We start from the raw sequence: 14638 nt of genomic DNA on the forward strand, positions 1-14638 counted from the left end.
CAAATATTGTTTTTGATTTTTTTACGCAATCGTTACCGGCAACGTTGCCAAAAGACTAGGAATAGATATAAAATGCAATCGGTTTAAATTGATAGAAATCATTTTATGATTACATATTGGTAATGATACAATTATTTTCAAATTCCTCTTTCCATTGTCACCTAGCCGACAAATGGAATCTTGGCTTTTCTTCAACTTTGTATCGTAAACAAACAGAGAAAAGAAATGAAAAATATCTTATGCATTACCTTAGTACTATTTTCAATGGTAGTTAATGCGCAGAATATCAGACAAAAACATTTTTTATTGGAAAAAAATACAGCAATTAGTGGCTACGACCCTGTTAGCTATTTTTCCAATAAACCTTTAAAAGGTAAAGCAAATTTGACCTACAATTACGAGGGTATTAATTACCGCTTTGCTAATTCGAATAATCTAGAATCCTTTAAAAAAGCGCCTGAAAAATACGAACCCGCCTACGGAGGATGGTGCGCGTATGCAATGGGTGCCAAAGGCGAAAAAGTTGAAGTAGACCCAGAAAATTATCGTATCTATGAGGGGAAACTATATTTGTTTTACAAAAACTTTTTCTCTAATACTTTAGACGATTGGAAAAAGGAAGAAATAAAACTAAAAAAGCAAGCTGATAGTAATTGGACCAAAATTTTTAAATAAACCTTATGAAAACCTTCAACCTACTGGTAAGATTAATTCCAGCCATTATTATGCTTCAGACTTTATTTTTTAAGTTTTCGGGAGCAGCAGAAAGCGTGTATATTTTTAGTAGTATTGGTATTGAGCCTTGGGGCAGAATTGGCACAGGTATTTTAGAATTAGTGGCTTCTGCGCTGTTATTAATCAACCGAAAGGCTATTTGGGGTGCAATTTTAGGTGTAGGATTAATGTTTGGTGCTGTTGTTACTCACCTCTTCCTACTCGGAATCGAGATTATGGGCGACGGTGGACAGTTATTCTTTATGGCTCTTGCTACCATGGTTTGCTGCGCTTGGATTGTATATCAACGAAGGGGAGAGATTAGCATGGTTTTGCAAACTGTTATCTAAAAGGTTAAGCATTTTTGTATATTTGGGAATCATCAATCCCCAAAATACCTATGAATTTAGACACAAAATATTGGTATTTAAGAGACCACAGACTTTTTAGCGTGCTTTCTTCTTCTGAGTTAAAATCAATTTGCATGATATCCAACTTCAAAACAGCGAAGAAGGGTGAAATTATCTTGTTTTCTCATGATGAGTCTGTCAGGGTATATTTCTTGAAAAAGGGTACTCTGAAAATTGTGGAAGTAGATGATAATGGCAATGAAATCGTAAAAGATATCATTCAAAAAGGAGATATTTTTGGAGAATTTACCCTTATCGAATCCGATTCGGACGAATACGCAGTAGCGGTATCTGACAACGTAATCTGTTGTAGTTTTAAGATGGAGGATTTTGAAAAACTTCTTGAACAAAATCCTCAATTAGGACTTTCTTACACAAAGTGGATAGGATTCAGATTCAAAAGATTACAGAACAGATATGCCAACTTGATGTTTAAGGATGTGCGTACTCGATTTATGAGCTTCATGAACGAATGGGCGTCGAAAGAAGGTACTCAACAAGATGAAGATGTGGTACTCCATAATTATCTCACCCATCAGGATATAGCTAGTTTGATTTGTAGCACAAGACAAACAGTAACGCAGTTGTTTAATGAATTTAAAGAAAAAGGTGTTTTGGACTATTCTCGCACCGAAATCATTCTCAAAAAAGCGAAAATAGCCGCTAATTACATGGGTGTAAAAAGCTAGGTATTGCTGCAAAATTAGATTTGATTTATGTGTTTTAGGGAACAGGCAACAGGCACAAGGCAAAGAGTGTTAAAATGTTTTTATTAACCACAGCCATGCTTTTTTCCAAAGCCCACCGCCGAAAGCTGATACCTGAATGCCTTAGGCACAAGGCAAAGAGTGTTTAATCGTTTTTTGTAGAGATAGATATATTTTTGCCGAATGCCCATCGCTGAAAGCCGTAAGCCAACTAGTTGATTTTTATTTTACATTCATTTAAACTTCTCCATTTAACTTATGACTAAATACATAATCCTCTGGCTATGTGTTGGAGGTGGGGTGACAGCCTGTACCCAAGAAATTACACCCGCTGTAAATGTTCCTATTTCAGTACCCAAAACACTCGATAGCATGAGTACTAAAAACTATACTTCGGGCAAGAAATTAATTGCTATGGGTAGTTTTCAAAATGCGGTTCATCAAACCTCTGGAATTGCTAAAATTTATGCTGATTCAGCGCAGAAGAGTTACACATTAGTACTCGAAAATTTTAAAACTGACGCTGGTCCAGATTTAAGAGTTTATTTAGCAGAAGATCGAGCGGTGACTAACTTTATTCAAATCTCTGATAAAGTTCAAAACGGAAATATCATCTATGACATTTCTGGTGATATAGACTTTAAGAAAAGAAACCATGTTTTAATCTGGTGCAAAAGCTTTTCGGTGCTATTTGGCGCCGCTGAACTCAAATAAGATAACTTATGAAAAAAATAATTTTACTGTTGTTGATGCTATGCTCAATAACAACCTTTGGGCAATATGCCAAAATTCAAGAAGATGTCGATTTGTCAATTGCATTTGGACAGTCATTTGCGCCATCATTTTCATACCAAAAACTTTACGGTTTAGGGCAAAGTAAAAGATTTAAAATCGGCTGGGGTTTACGAGCGACCGCGTTTTTCGGTGGTGAAAAGAATTACAGAACTGCCCCAGCCCGTTTAACTTCTGCGCAGTCTAGTCTTTTCGCACTTTTTGCAGATGATCTTGTTGGGAATATAGATACACTACGATTGTCAAAAACGGCCTTAGGTTCGTTTAATGCCAAAATAGTCTTACAATACAGTTTCAAGAAATTTGATATTGGATTTAATATTGATGCTATTGGGGTAAGTTTTGGAGGAAAACAAAGCGGAAAATTCGTATCTGCCGAATCTCCCTCACTCAATAATACTACACAAATGGCTAGCCCTACTACTTTCAATTTGCTGTTGATAAGCGATAGCGACATAGGAAGTTTAAATTCTGAACTTTATGTCGCCTATCACCTCAACAATAAATGGAGTTTACGCACAGGATTTAATTATCAATTTTTAGAATATAAAACAGAACGTTTATTAACCTTTGAAAATGACCGTTTTAGACATAAATTATTGCAACCTTTTTTGGCAATCTCTTACCATTTACCTTCCAAAAAGTAGGTATTTCTTAGGAGGAATATTCATAGGTATGTTGTTGCTACAACCATGTGTAACTTTTTCTCAAAATTGGAAAGTGGTTTCAAGCAGTATAACCTTTAAAATCAAACATGCTTTTGGCTCAACGGCTGAGGGTAGCTTTAAAGGCTTGACAAGTTCGATATTTTTTGACACCAATCAATTACTAAAAACCAGTATGAATACCAGCCTCGAAGCCCAAACGATAGACACAGGTTTGGGCTTACGGGACAAAACATTGAGAGGAGCCAAGTATTTTGATGTGGAAAAATACCCGAAAATCGATATGACATGTACCAAGGTTGAGCGCAATGACAAGGCCAATGAATATATTGGTACCTTTGATTTAACGATGAGGAACAAAACCAAAAGCCTTAAAATCCCTTTTACCTTCGTACAAACAGGCAATACTGGGCTCTTTAAAGCTAGTTTTCAAATCAATCGCTTAGACTTTGGCATTGGCGAATCCAGTTCGTTGCTGGGTGATATTGTTACAATTTTTGTTACACTAAACACTACCTCAATATGAGAAGCAAAGGCATTTCTTTAGAAATAATCGCTCAGTTAAAAGACTTGTTATCCAGCATGGACACAGCACAATACACGCAACCATTAGCCGTATTTAGCGGGAGTTCTGTAGGGCAACATGTTCGTCACACTGTTGAGTTTTTTCAATGTTTCATACTCGGACTCGAAGATGGTATCGTTGATTATGATGCAAGAAAAAGAGATTTCCTAATCGAGAATAGTTTAACGTATACACTTGACTGTTTAGACAGTATTACTCATAATATTTCAAGAATTTCTGACGGTCAAAAGTCATTATTGATGGCCACTTACTACGATAACATTATTCCAGAAATGGTTATATCAAATGTACAGCGCGAGCTAGTTTACTTGATTGAACATGCGATTCATCATTTTGCCTTGTTGCGTATTGGAATTCAAGAAAATTTTCCAGAAATATCTCTTGCGTCGGATTTTGGGGTGGCCTATTCAACGGTTAAATACCGTGAAAGTATTTCAGCATAAATAGAGCATTTTCAATTTTTATTCTTCTTGGAAATAATGCCAATAAAGGCTGAACAGCTAAAATCTCACAATTCATCATTCTTAAATTGCACTCAAAAATATGTGCGTATTGACTTATATTCCAACTGAAAATCAAGGATTTATACTGACATCAAATAGAGACGAAGCTGTCTCAAGAACATTGGCGCTTCCGCCCAAAAAGTATCAGCTTGGAGGACAATATGTATTTTTTCCCAAAGACCCCCAAGGAGACGGAACTTGGATAGGAAGTTGCGGAAACTATACGCTTTGTTTGCTGAATGGGGGCATCGAAAAACATGTCCCCAAACCTCCTTACCGAAAGAGTCGTGGAAAAGTTATTCTCGACTTTTTTGACTATCATTCATTAAGTTTATTTTTATTACAATACGATTTTGATGGAATAGAACCTTTTACCTTAATTATTATTGAAAGTCAAAAAGAGCGTGTTTTGCATGAGGTAAGATGGACAGGCAAAGAAGTGCTGTATCAACAAAAAGATGCTGATAACGCATATATTTGGTCATCGGTAACACTCTATTCGCCTAAAATTATTCAAGAAAGAGAAGATTGGTTTAAGTCCTTTTTGGAGGAAAAACCAACAAAAGAATCATTGTTAGACTTTCATCATTTTGGTGGAAAAGGTTATGCCAAAAGTAATCTTAAAGTAAATTTTGACAATCAATTAAAAACCGTTTCTATTACGCAATACACTATTACCAGAGATGAATTTACGATTCATTACGAAGATTTGATTCAAGAAAAAACGTATGACTATCGGGTTTTTATGGAATATGAAGTGGAATGATATTTCTACTGGATGGATTATTGAGCTGTCGGCTGTCGGCTTTCAGCTTTGGGCATTCAGCAAAATAATAGTCTCCTAGTCTTTGCTGGAGTTGTCTCCAACAAACTTACTCAATACACAATCATTGCTTACGTAGAATCATTGGAGAAAACTCCAACGATGGCAAAAAAACATGAGTCATCCCAAATTTAGTGATTGAGCGAATGAGTGATTATGTTAAAATTTAGATTCTACGAGTAGAGACGCAATGCTTGCGTCTCAAACCAAGTAAATCTAGCATAATAGCCTCAAAAAAGGGGTCGGGAAATATATTCCGACCCCTTTTTTATGAAAATTATGGAAGATAATCCCAATCTTAAAATTTGGGATGACTCATGTTAGGCAAGGACAAAAAGATACTCACAATTCACAATTCACCACTCACAATTCTACATTATCACCTAGTATCCTGCATTTTGGTACATTTTTACAGGGTCTAATTTGTATTCATCAAATGGAATTGGGAAATAGTAATCCTTTGTACCAAAGTTTGAAACTTTAGCTGTTCCATAATCTGATTGTGCTTTGGCTTTCATGTAGTTAACTAACTCAGCAGCCGTGAAGAATCTCAATAAATCAAACCAACGGTGATGTTCGAATGCCAACTCCACGCGACGCTCGTGCAAGATAGCCAATTTTAAGGTTGGGAATTTCTGACTATAAGTTGGGTCTAATTTCGAAACCTCATACGTTGGCAACTTCGCACGCTCGCGTACTTGGTTGAGATACATAATCGCATTAGCTTCTTCACCCAAATACAAACTTACTTCCGACAACATCAAAATTACATCGGCATAACGAATCAAAGGCCAGTCGTTGCCACCATAGCCATTAGCCCCTGCGGCTGAACTTACATCTCTAAATTTGGTGATATACCAATCTTTTACGGTTGCATCGTTGGCATATTTGATAGAGAAATCCTTTCGTAAATCGGTTGCTTCGTATTCTTTTACCAAATCAGCCTTTACGTTACCACCTACACCGTTGCTTGGTTTAAGGGAATTCGTAGTTTCGCCTTTCGCTTGGTTATTAGCTGCGATGGAAGACGAATACGTTGGATCGCCTTGTTTGCTCACAATCTGGAAAATGATTTCTGGGTTTGTCGTCTTTTTAGCAACATCAAACACATCTGCATAAGGAATATCCTTCAATGAAGTAAATGCCTTCATGTTGTAGGCTGCCAACAAATAAGTTTTAGCATTTCCTAAATTTGCCCCACGATTGGCCTGATCTAAGGTCGTTGCCATAGTCAAATACACCTGACCAAGCAAAGCATTAGCAGCAGCTTTTGACACACGACCTTTGTCAGATGCAGGCTGGTGGTTAGGCAAGTTAGAATTGACAGCTTCTTTCAAATCAGCTACGATTTGATCATATACTTTTTCTTTCTTTTCACGGAAAGTGCTGTTTTTTACATCGGTTGTCGTATTTAATTGCTGAGTAACCAAAGGCACATCACCCCATTTACGAACCAAATGAAAATAGATTAAAGCACGCAGAAACTTTGCTTCAGCATTATAAATATCTCTATTGGCCGCTGTGGTGTATGTTACTTTATCAATATTAGAAATAACTTGATTGGCTCTAGCAACAGTCTGATAAAGTGCTAGCCAATGGCTTTTCAAATAAGTATTACTTGGCAAAATAGAGAAATCATTAAACTGAAATGGCTCTCCAGCATTTGATTGGTTATCGTTACGACCAGCATCGTCTGAGCGTTCGTCGGTATATAATCCACTGTTTTCACCAATGTTATTTGAACTTCTCAAAGACTGATATACGCCATTGACTGCTTGTAAAACGTCGTTTTCGGTTTTAAAAAAGTCTGTAGCATTTACGGCATTCGGGTCGTTTTGTGTTACAAAATCGTCCGAACAAGCACTTAAGCTGAGCGCTACAAGTGCCAAAAGTGATATTTTCTTAATCATTTTTCTCTTTTTAAAATAGTTTTCTACAAAAGACTAGAAAGTCAACTTGGCTCCCAAAGTATAAGCTCTTACAAGCGGATACTTTCCGTAATCAACCCCTGGCGTAAGGTTTGCGCCGTTGTTGTAGTCAACCTCGGGGTTATAACCTCTGTAATTGGTCAAAGTAAAGGCGTTGTCTACTGCCAGATAAATGCGTGCGCCACTCAAGCCTTTTTGTCCTTTCAACCAATTGTCAGGAATCGTAAATCCTAAGGTCATGTTGGTGCATCTCATAAATGAACCATCTTGTAAATAGAAGGTCGACAAACGAGTACTGTTACTTTGTGTACCCCCACGAGAAGCACGATAAATCATTCCATTGCCAGGCTCAGCTTCTGAGCGGTAACGATTCACAGCATCAGCATATTGGTTACCCGAACCTTCCATATTGAAAGTATAATAGTACTGGCCATCAAGTACTTGATTTCCGTAAACTCCGTTGAAAGATGAAGTAAAGTCGAAGTTTTTATAAGAAGCAGTAATCGCAAAACCGTAAGTAAACTTCGCATAGGGCGAACCAATAACCGTTTTATCCAAATCATTGACAACACCGTCGCCATTAGTATCCTCAAAGTACAAATCACCCGGTTTTAAAGAGTTACTCGAAGCTGTTGAACGAGCTGGCCCTTTGATTTTATACCCAGCAGTATAAGTCTGAGTTGCGGCGTTATAGTTAGCGTTATCTTCTGCGATATTAGCCATATCAGACTCGCGAACCATACCTTTTACTTTGAATCCGTAGAACATCCCGATTGGTTGACCTTCCTGCGTAATATGTGTCAAGTATGAACGTTCTGCTCCGTTAGTCAAGATGGTATTTGCTCCACCTAAATCCAGTACCTTATTACGGTTAAGCGAGAAGTTTCCAGAAAGATTCAAACGGAAATCTGAAGTTTGAACAACTCTTGCATCTAACTGTAAATCAATGCCTTGGTTTTGAACTTTAGAATTATGTAAGTTTGTTAAAATCGTTGATGTTCCTGATACCGCCGAAACTGGTTGGTTAAACAATAAATCTGTTGACTGACTCAAATAATAGTTAGCCATCAAGAAAATACGGTTGTTGAATAAGCCCAAGTCTGCCCCGATATTGTATTGAGAAGTAGATTCCCAACCCAAGCTTTGGTCACGTAAAGCATTGGGATACACCGCCGACGCTACAGTTCCATTACCAAAAACAACACCTGTTGGGCTTGACATCGTTTGAGCAAAACCGTAGTTACCAATATTGTTGTTTCCACTTAATCCCCAGCTAGCACGAAGTTTTAGACTTGTTTCAGGACCAAATTTTTCTGTAAAAAATGGTTCGTTTGAAAGCGCCCAGCTTGCAGATACTGAAGGGAAATTACCCCAACGGTTTAGTGGACCAAAACGAGAAGACGCATCACGGCGATAAGAAGCTGTTAAGAAATATTTTTCTTTGTAGTTATACGACAAACGAGCCAAGTAAGAAAGTAAAGTAGTGGTTGACTTACCAGTTGCGCCATTCAGAGTAAAATTGGTTGCGTCAGCACCTTTACCAGTAATTTCTGGAATACGGTCATCTTGGAAACCTTTCGCCGTTACACTAATTACGTCAATGTCTAGTTGTTGTGCCGAATAACCCGCCAATGCACCAATCGAATGTCCTTCGAATTGTTTGTTGAAATTCAAGGTATATTCTACCAACTTATCCATTTCGGAGCGTGTTTGGGCTACCGCATTGGCTGCTGCAATGGCTTGTGCAGAGCCTGGAGGGTTGGCACCATTACTCAAAGTTGTGGGTTGGTAAAACTCATATTTTTCGTTGTAAGTCTGCAAGCCAAGGTTAATTTTAGCCAACAAACTCGGTAAAATCTGGTAAGAAGCATTACTACTAAAAGTACCTCTTACACCTTTTCTCGAAATCTTAGTTTCAGTTGCTAGAGCTACTGGGTTTTCAACTGATTGGTAGGCATAATTGGCCGAAAGACCCGCAGCTTCATTTTTCCTTAATGAACCATCATCGTTATACGCACGGAAAATTGGCATATAAATAAGCGCTCCCATAATTGGGCCTTGGTTGAAACGACCTTCTTGAACCTCACGGTTTTCGTTGGTTGTAATTGCCAAGTTGGCAGCTACACGTAACTTCGAGATAACCTGTCCGTCTACGTTCGCACGGAAGTTGATACGGTCTTGTTTGGTACTTTTGATAATACCGGGCTGACTCAAATATCCACCGCTAATCGCATAACGAGTAGAACCATTACCACCCGTAAAAGATAAGTTATGACGCTGTACCATAGAAGTTTGGTAGAGCTCATCTTGCCAATCGGTGTTGTATTTTGGCGTAATCATTTTCTGATTAGCAAAATCATACAAATCTGGTGGTAAACTCACAGAAGAAGCATTTCCAACTTTAGCGACACGAGTTGCGTTGTCGTCAGAATACATGGCATCAGACCATGTTTTTCCAGAATTTAAGATTAAATCCTTGTACGTATTATTGTGCCCATCAATCAACAATTGCGTAAACTGCTCGGCATTGAGCAATTTTACCTTTTTGCTTAATTGATTAAGCCCATATTGCACATCATATTGGAATTGTCCTTTACCCTCTTTACCACGTTTTGTTGTAATCAATACTACCCCACCAGCAGCTCTTGAACCATAGATAGCAGCCGAGGCAGCATCCTTCAAAATATCAATACTTTCAATATCATTGGGGTTGATAAAAAGGTCATTTCCTACAGGATAACCGTCCACCACATACAATGGATCTGAGCTGGCATTGATAGAACCTACACCACGCACACGAATTTTTGTACTTACGTAGGGTGCGCCACTTACTTGTGAAATTTGTACCCCTGCCACTTTACCTACCAAAGCCTGACCAACGGTAGGCGTAGTAAGATTCAATTCTTTGGCTTTTACACTCGAAATAGCACCCGTTACATCACTCTTGCGCACAGTAGAGTACCCAATCGCAACTACTTCTTGAAGCTCTTGTGAATTTTCTGCTAACTGAATCGTCAAGTTAGAAAATTTTCCGACGGTAACTGTCTGACTATCAAAACCTACAAATGAAAAAACTAATACTGATCCTTCGGTAGTTTGGATAGTAAATCTACCTTTAGCATCAGTTACAGTTCCTTTTTTGGAAGTCTTGTCATACACGTTTACGCCAGCCAAAGGCTCACCTTTGGACGTAGTTACGGTTCCAGTAACAGGATTTGCCATTTTGCCCAAGGTTGCCGACATTACGGATTGGGTTGGCATAACAGCTACCGTACCCGATAGGCACAAGCATAATAGCGCCTTCAGGACAAGCTGTTTTTGTAAAATGTTTTGCATAAAAAATGGAATTAAATTTTGTTGTGATACATTACCATTGTAAGCGGATAAATGTAGTATTCATACGGCGTGAAGAGGTCACTGCAAAACCTTCTAGAAGGTTGCCAGAAAGGGTAAACCCTTCTAATTCATCGGCTTTGTCAATATCTATTGTTTTTAAAACCACCTGTTCTCCTGTTTCGATGGATTTTTCAAAATCCAAAAAACTGAAGCGCCAGCGTCGTCCTTCAATTTGATTTTGAATCAAAACCAGTATTTTCTTTTCGGGTATCCATAAAAGATTTTGTACAAAAGCTCCACACGAAAACTTTTTGTATAAAACTCCTTTTTCGGAGGTCTTTTGCGCTTTTGCCAGCGCTAACGGATTGTATAAACGTACTTCGTTTTTGCGATTACCATAATCAGCGGTAGCGACATACCACTGTTTTTTGTATTGTACATATTCGGGGCGAGTGCCTTGGATACAAGCATCGTCGTCGATTATCGAGATAAGGTTGTTATCGAGCTTTCTGGTATTTTGCAAACCTTTCCAATCTACTTGGTAAATAACAGCCTTCCATTGTGTTCCTTCGGGGTTTAGGCGCACGCTGTTGCCAATAAACGTAGGCAGTCCTTTATGATAAGCTATTCCTGTGGGATGCCCAATTACATCTTTTCCATCAATGCTCAAGGCTATTTCTTTGTGCTGATAGGCCAATGAATCGCCAAGACGTTTATACTCACGAATCACCCCAATTTCACGGTCACCATAAGCAAAGTACTGATTTCCAATACGACTGATTCCTTGTCCAGCACCCAATGAATCGAGGTTAAAGGTTTTTTCTAACTGAATAGAAATCTCAGGTAATTGGCTTGCTCCCCACAAAAAAGACGTAGCCAACAATCCCATCATCAGTGGGTATTTGATTAATATAGATAATTGCATAAAATAAAGATGAAGTGTTACGACCTATTACGGGTCCATTGGCTCCAATGAGTTAAGCATCATGGATTCAATTAATGGATAAAATTCCGCTTCGGTTTCAGAAATACGTTTTCCTTTACGATAAGGCACATATCCCAATTCTTTTTCACATCGTTTATCCAAATTCAACTCATGGATATATTGACTTTGAGAAACCGACGTTGAAGTAATACATGGTTTATCTGCTGGTATTCCGTACTGGAAAATCAAACGAGCGGTATTACGCATATTGGTCGTAGTATGGCGAGCATGTGGTTCTACCAAAATGGCATTGGCAGGTACATGAAGCTTTTCGACCATATATTTTTTCATCTCAATTGCCTCATTATAAGGCGTTTTGTAAGGATGTACTTTCCCACCAGATACAACAATGAGAGGAGCTTTTCCTTCGAAATATCTAACTGCTGCCACACGACAACGCATCATTCCTTCGGCACTCAAAGGCATATCCTTTATGTCAGGACCAGCACCAGGCACCAAAATCAGTGAATACGGATATTTGTTCCAAGCAATCGTTTTGAGTCGGTCAACAACAGGTTTGTTGACTCCACTCGCCATAGGTTCATAGTCTGCGATTTGCTCTCTTTCATTGATTTCTAAGGCAAATAACGCCGAAGTCAGTGTTGGTAAAAAGAACAGTTTTGAGCCATTCACTTTTGCCTGAACCGCACGAGTCAGGTCGCCCAGCAATTGATAATAACCTTTTTTAGTAATATCAAAAGCAATAGAATCTATCAACGGATAATTCGGTTTTTGACCACCCAAATATACCCCAATTGTCCAGTTTACACCACGAGCATCTTGCATCCAAGCTTTTTGCAATAAAATATTAACATCCTGATTATCAATATTTCCATAAGCCATTGATGGTGCTAAAGACAGTTTTACCAGATTTTCTAACAAACTACCTTTAGTGCATAATTGTGATAAACGAAGCGATACAGTTTTAATTTCTTCTTCTGAAAATCGAAGTGATTCGATTAAGCAAGCGGGCTTTGAAGCGCAATTTTTGAGTGCTTCTGCAAGTTGTGAGTTTTTTTGAGCAGCCAGTTTTTGTAAGACTTCATCTTCTTCCAACTGTAAACGTAGCGATTTGGATTCCTCCAACAAAGTCAGAAATAAGTAGTTTTTGCGCTGAACCCAATTGGTCTCTTTCGTTTGACTACTTACAGGATTTATCGTTTGTTGTGCCAAAGCCGTTGAAAGCAATCCACACAGACAAAGGATAGAAAAGATAGTTTTTTTCATGATTTTGAACCGAACACCTCAAATTATTGGTAGCATTTATAGAAAACAGATAACCTCTTTGCACGAAGGCATCAAGTGTAATTCGAGGGCAAAAGTAATAGCAGTGTCGGGCCAAGTCTGTCAAGTGAGCAACAAGTTTAGATTAAGAAATTGTGAATATTATTATCTGGAGAAAATATAAAATAAATTCAATTTTGAGCCAAACTGACTTTTGAAAGCGGAAAATCTTCAATCAAGGGCTTAATTTAATTTTAGCAATCTCAAAAATTGTATGAAATAAATATTTACTTTTGTTATAGTAAGATACCTCTAATACTTGTCTATTGAAAAAAGCCATCAGCATAACATTCTTGTGTTTGTTGCTATACAATATGTTTAGCACAGGACTGGTGTTGCTTTGTTTCAAAAAAACTATTCAAGAGGCAACTCCTATTAACAAAAATGATGGTTGGATAGAAATTAAGGTGCATCTTGCGCTTCCCTACAGTGGAGACTTCGCCAATTTGACAAAACATGAAGGCTTAATCGAGTACCAAGGCGAGTTTTATAATATCATCGAACAACACTACTCAAACGACACACTTTATACCAAAATCAAAACCAATAGCACGGCCAAACAAAGGTATCAGTCCCTTGCCGATGATTTCAGCTTGCAGTTTTCGGATAACCATTCTGGTAAAAGTACGCCTCTCAAAAAGGCGCTAGAATTATGCAAGTCTTTATCTTCAAGTTATTTACAAAATATTACACCTACATTTACAACCATCTCTGATGGTATACACCTGAAAATCAAACATCAATTTTACGATTCCTACATCTACAAAAACACGTACGCTTCAAGTATTTTCAATCCTCCCGAAATGGCTTCTGTTTAAAATAATTATTCTTCTGATGTATGATTTTGCATTAGACTGGAATTGCTGTGCCTTTACTTTTCGGAAAGTATTGTGTACAATGATTATGGAGAATTTTATTGTATCTAATCAAACTTTCAATCTCAAAATTTGTAGTTGTTGAATAAAAAATAGTCGTTGTCTATTTATAAAAAATAAATATCCACATCGAGTGTCCTTACGCGACAGTCGATGGAAAAAGTACTGCCTTTTGTGAAGTGCAATCACGATTTTCCTCCTACAAGTGGATTGAAAGCTTCCTTTCAACTCGCTATCAACATGAAATTCAAATATTACCTATATGTATGTTTTACTTTGTTCATTAGTGAATCATGCTATCTAGTGTCAAGCTCAAATGACCAAATGGTGCAGTACTTATCAGATGCGTACGATAGAAATTTTGTTAAGGAAAATTCTTTTTGCCCAGAAGCGGAGTTTGTATTCTTTGACTCGCTTTCGACCAAGCATCCCGATCCTGCTATGAGGTTACAAGCTAGCTTCTTTAAAGCCAATGGTTTTCTGAAAATGGGACAGGAAAAAGAAGCAGTAAATGCTTTTGAGAAAATCTTACATGCTGTATCCGAGGATCATCGACATTATTCTGAGATACTCAAAAGCTATGCGGTAGCATACTTACGAATGGGTGAACGCCAAAATTGTATCAGTAATCATTCGGCAGAATCATGTATTTTACCTATTAAAAACGCTGGTGTTCATCAAAACAAAACGGGCTCACAAAAGGCAGTCGAAATTTATGCGAAACTACTTGAGCAAAATCCCAAGGATTACGAATCTATGTGGCTGTTGAACATTGCCTACATGACCTTGGGAGATTATCCCTACAAAGTACCCAAGCAATGGTTAATTCCTAATTTGGATAAAGACAATTCAGGATATGAGGTAAAACCTTTCCAAGATATTGCCCCAAATTTGGGACTTAATAAACGGAATATGGCTGGTGGAACTATTATCGATGATTTTAATAATGACGGTTATCTCGATATTATCACCTCCGATTGGGGGCTCAAAGGAGCCATGCACTATTTTAGAAATGATACTAAAGGCGGTT

14 protein-coding genes are annotated in these 14638 nt (G+C 37.9%); 10 read left to right on the forward strand and 4 right to left on the reverse strand.

Features of this window, described 5'->3' with window-relative positions; all coding sequences use genetic code 11:
• Positions 1–225 precede the first annotated feature (225 nt).
• The 8 genes from ACOVQ4_RS06040 (at position 226) to ACOVQ4_RS06075 (ending at position 5143) form a co-directional block, all read left to right on the forward strand.
• A complete protein-coding gene (locus ACOVQ4_RS06040) occupies positions 226–675 on the forward strand; it encodes a YHS domain-containing (seleno)protein (RefSeq protein ID WP_421819753.1) in 450 nt (149 codons plus the stop codon).
• A gap of 5 nt (positions 676–680) precedes the next feature.
• Entirely contained in the window at positions 681–1064 is a 384-nt protein-coding gene (locus tag ACOVQ4_RS06045; protein ID WP_421819754.1) for a DoxX family membrane protein, read from the forward strand.
• Positions 1065–1114: 50 nt separating this feature from the next.
• Positions 1115–1813, forward strand: coding sequence for a Crp/Fnr family transcriptional regulator (locus tag ACOVQ4_RS06050; protein ID WP_421819755.1), 699 nt, complete (start codon positions 1115–1117; stop codon positions 1811–1813).
• A gap of 276 nt (positions 1814–2089) precedes the next feature.
• Positions 2090–2545, forward strand: a complete 456-nt coding sequence (locus ACOVQ4_RS06055; RefSeq protein WP_421819756.1) for a DM13 domain-containing protein — start codon at positions 2090–2092, stop codon at positions 2543–2545.
• 8 nt (positions 2546–2553) lie between these two features.
• Positions 2554–3270 (forward strand): hypothetical protein, encoded by a 717-nt coding sequence (locus ACOVQ4_RS06060; RefSeq protein WP_421819757.1) that lies wholly within the window; start codon positions 2554–2556, stop codon positions 3268–3270.
• 28 nt (positions 3271–3298) lie between these two features.
• Positions 3299–3814, forward strand: a complete 516-nt coding sequence (locus ACOVQ4_RS06065) for a YceI family protein (RefSeq protein WP_421819758.1) — start codon at positions 3299–3301, stop codon at positions 3812–3814.
• Complete coding sequence (locus ACOVQ4_RS06070; protein ID WP_421819759.1) at positions 3811–4317, forward strand: hypothetical protein; 507 nt, start codon at positions 3811–3813, stop codon at positions 4315–4317. Before ACOVQ4_RS06065 ends, ACOVQ4_RS06070 begins: the two co-directional genes overlap by 4 nt.
• A 100-nt stretch (positions 4318–4417) precedes the next feature.
• Positions 4418–5143, forward strand: coding sequence for an NRDE family protein (locus tag ACOVQ4_RS06075; protein ID WP_421819760.1), 726 nt, complete (start codon positions 4418–4420; stop codon positions 5141–5143).
• Positions 5144–5583: 440 nt separating this feature from the next.
• Here ACOVQ4_RS06075 and ACOVQ4_RS06080 read toward each other — a convergent pair whose 3' ends face one another.
• The 4 genes from ACOVQ4_RS06080 to ACOVQ4_RS06095 are packed head-to-tail and all read right to left on the reverse strand — an operon-like array spanning position 5584 to position 12676.
• Positions 5584–7110: a RagB/SusD family nutrient uptake outer membrane protein gene (locus tag ACOVQ4_RS06080; protein WP_421819761.1), complete on the reverse strand. Its 1527-nt coding sequence runs from the start codon at positions 7108–7110 to the stop codon at positions 5584–5586.
• Between the two features lie 33 nt (positions 7111–7143).
• Positions 7144–10464 carry a SusC/RagA family TonB-linked outer membrane protein gene (locus tag ACOVQ4_RS06085; protein WP_421819762.1) on the reverse strand — a complete coding sequence of 1107 codons (3321 nt, stop codon included), beginning with the start codon at positions 10462–10464 and terminating at the stop codon, positions 7144–7146.
• 31 nt (positions 10465–10495) lie between these two features.
• A complete protein-coding gene (locus ACOVQ4_RS06090; protein WP_421819763.1) occupies positions 10496–11389 on the reverse strand; it encodes a hypothetical protein in 894 nt (297 codons plus the stop codon).
• Between the two features lie 27 nt (positions 11390–11416).
• The gene (locus ACOVQ4_RS06095; RefSeq protein WP_421819764.1) at positions 11417–12676 is read right to left on the reverse strand and encodes a YdcF family protein; all 1260 of its coding nucleotides are present in this window, start codon (positions 12674–12676) and stop codon (positions 11417–11419) included.
• 356 nt (positions 12677–13032) lie between these two features.
• Here ACOVQ4_RS06095 and ACOVQ4_RS06100 point away from each other — a divergent pair, with 356 nt between their 5' ends.
• Positions 13033–13551: a hypothetical protein gene (locus ACOVQ4_RS06100; protein WP_421819765.1), complete on the forward strand. Its 519-nt coding sequence runs from the start codon at positions 13033–13035 to the stop codon at positions 13549–13551.
• Positions 13552–13932: 381 nt separating this feature from the next.
• On the forward strand, positions 13933–14638 hold a 706-nt coding region (locus ACOVQ4_RS06105; RefSeq protein WP_421819766.1), incomplete at its 3' end, for a tetratricopeptide repeat protein.

Source organism: Flectobacillus sp. (assembly GCF_049240685.1).
Lineage (GTDB): Bacteria > Bacteroidota > Bacteroidia > Cytophagales > Spirosomataceae > Flectobacillus.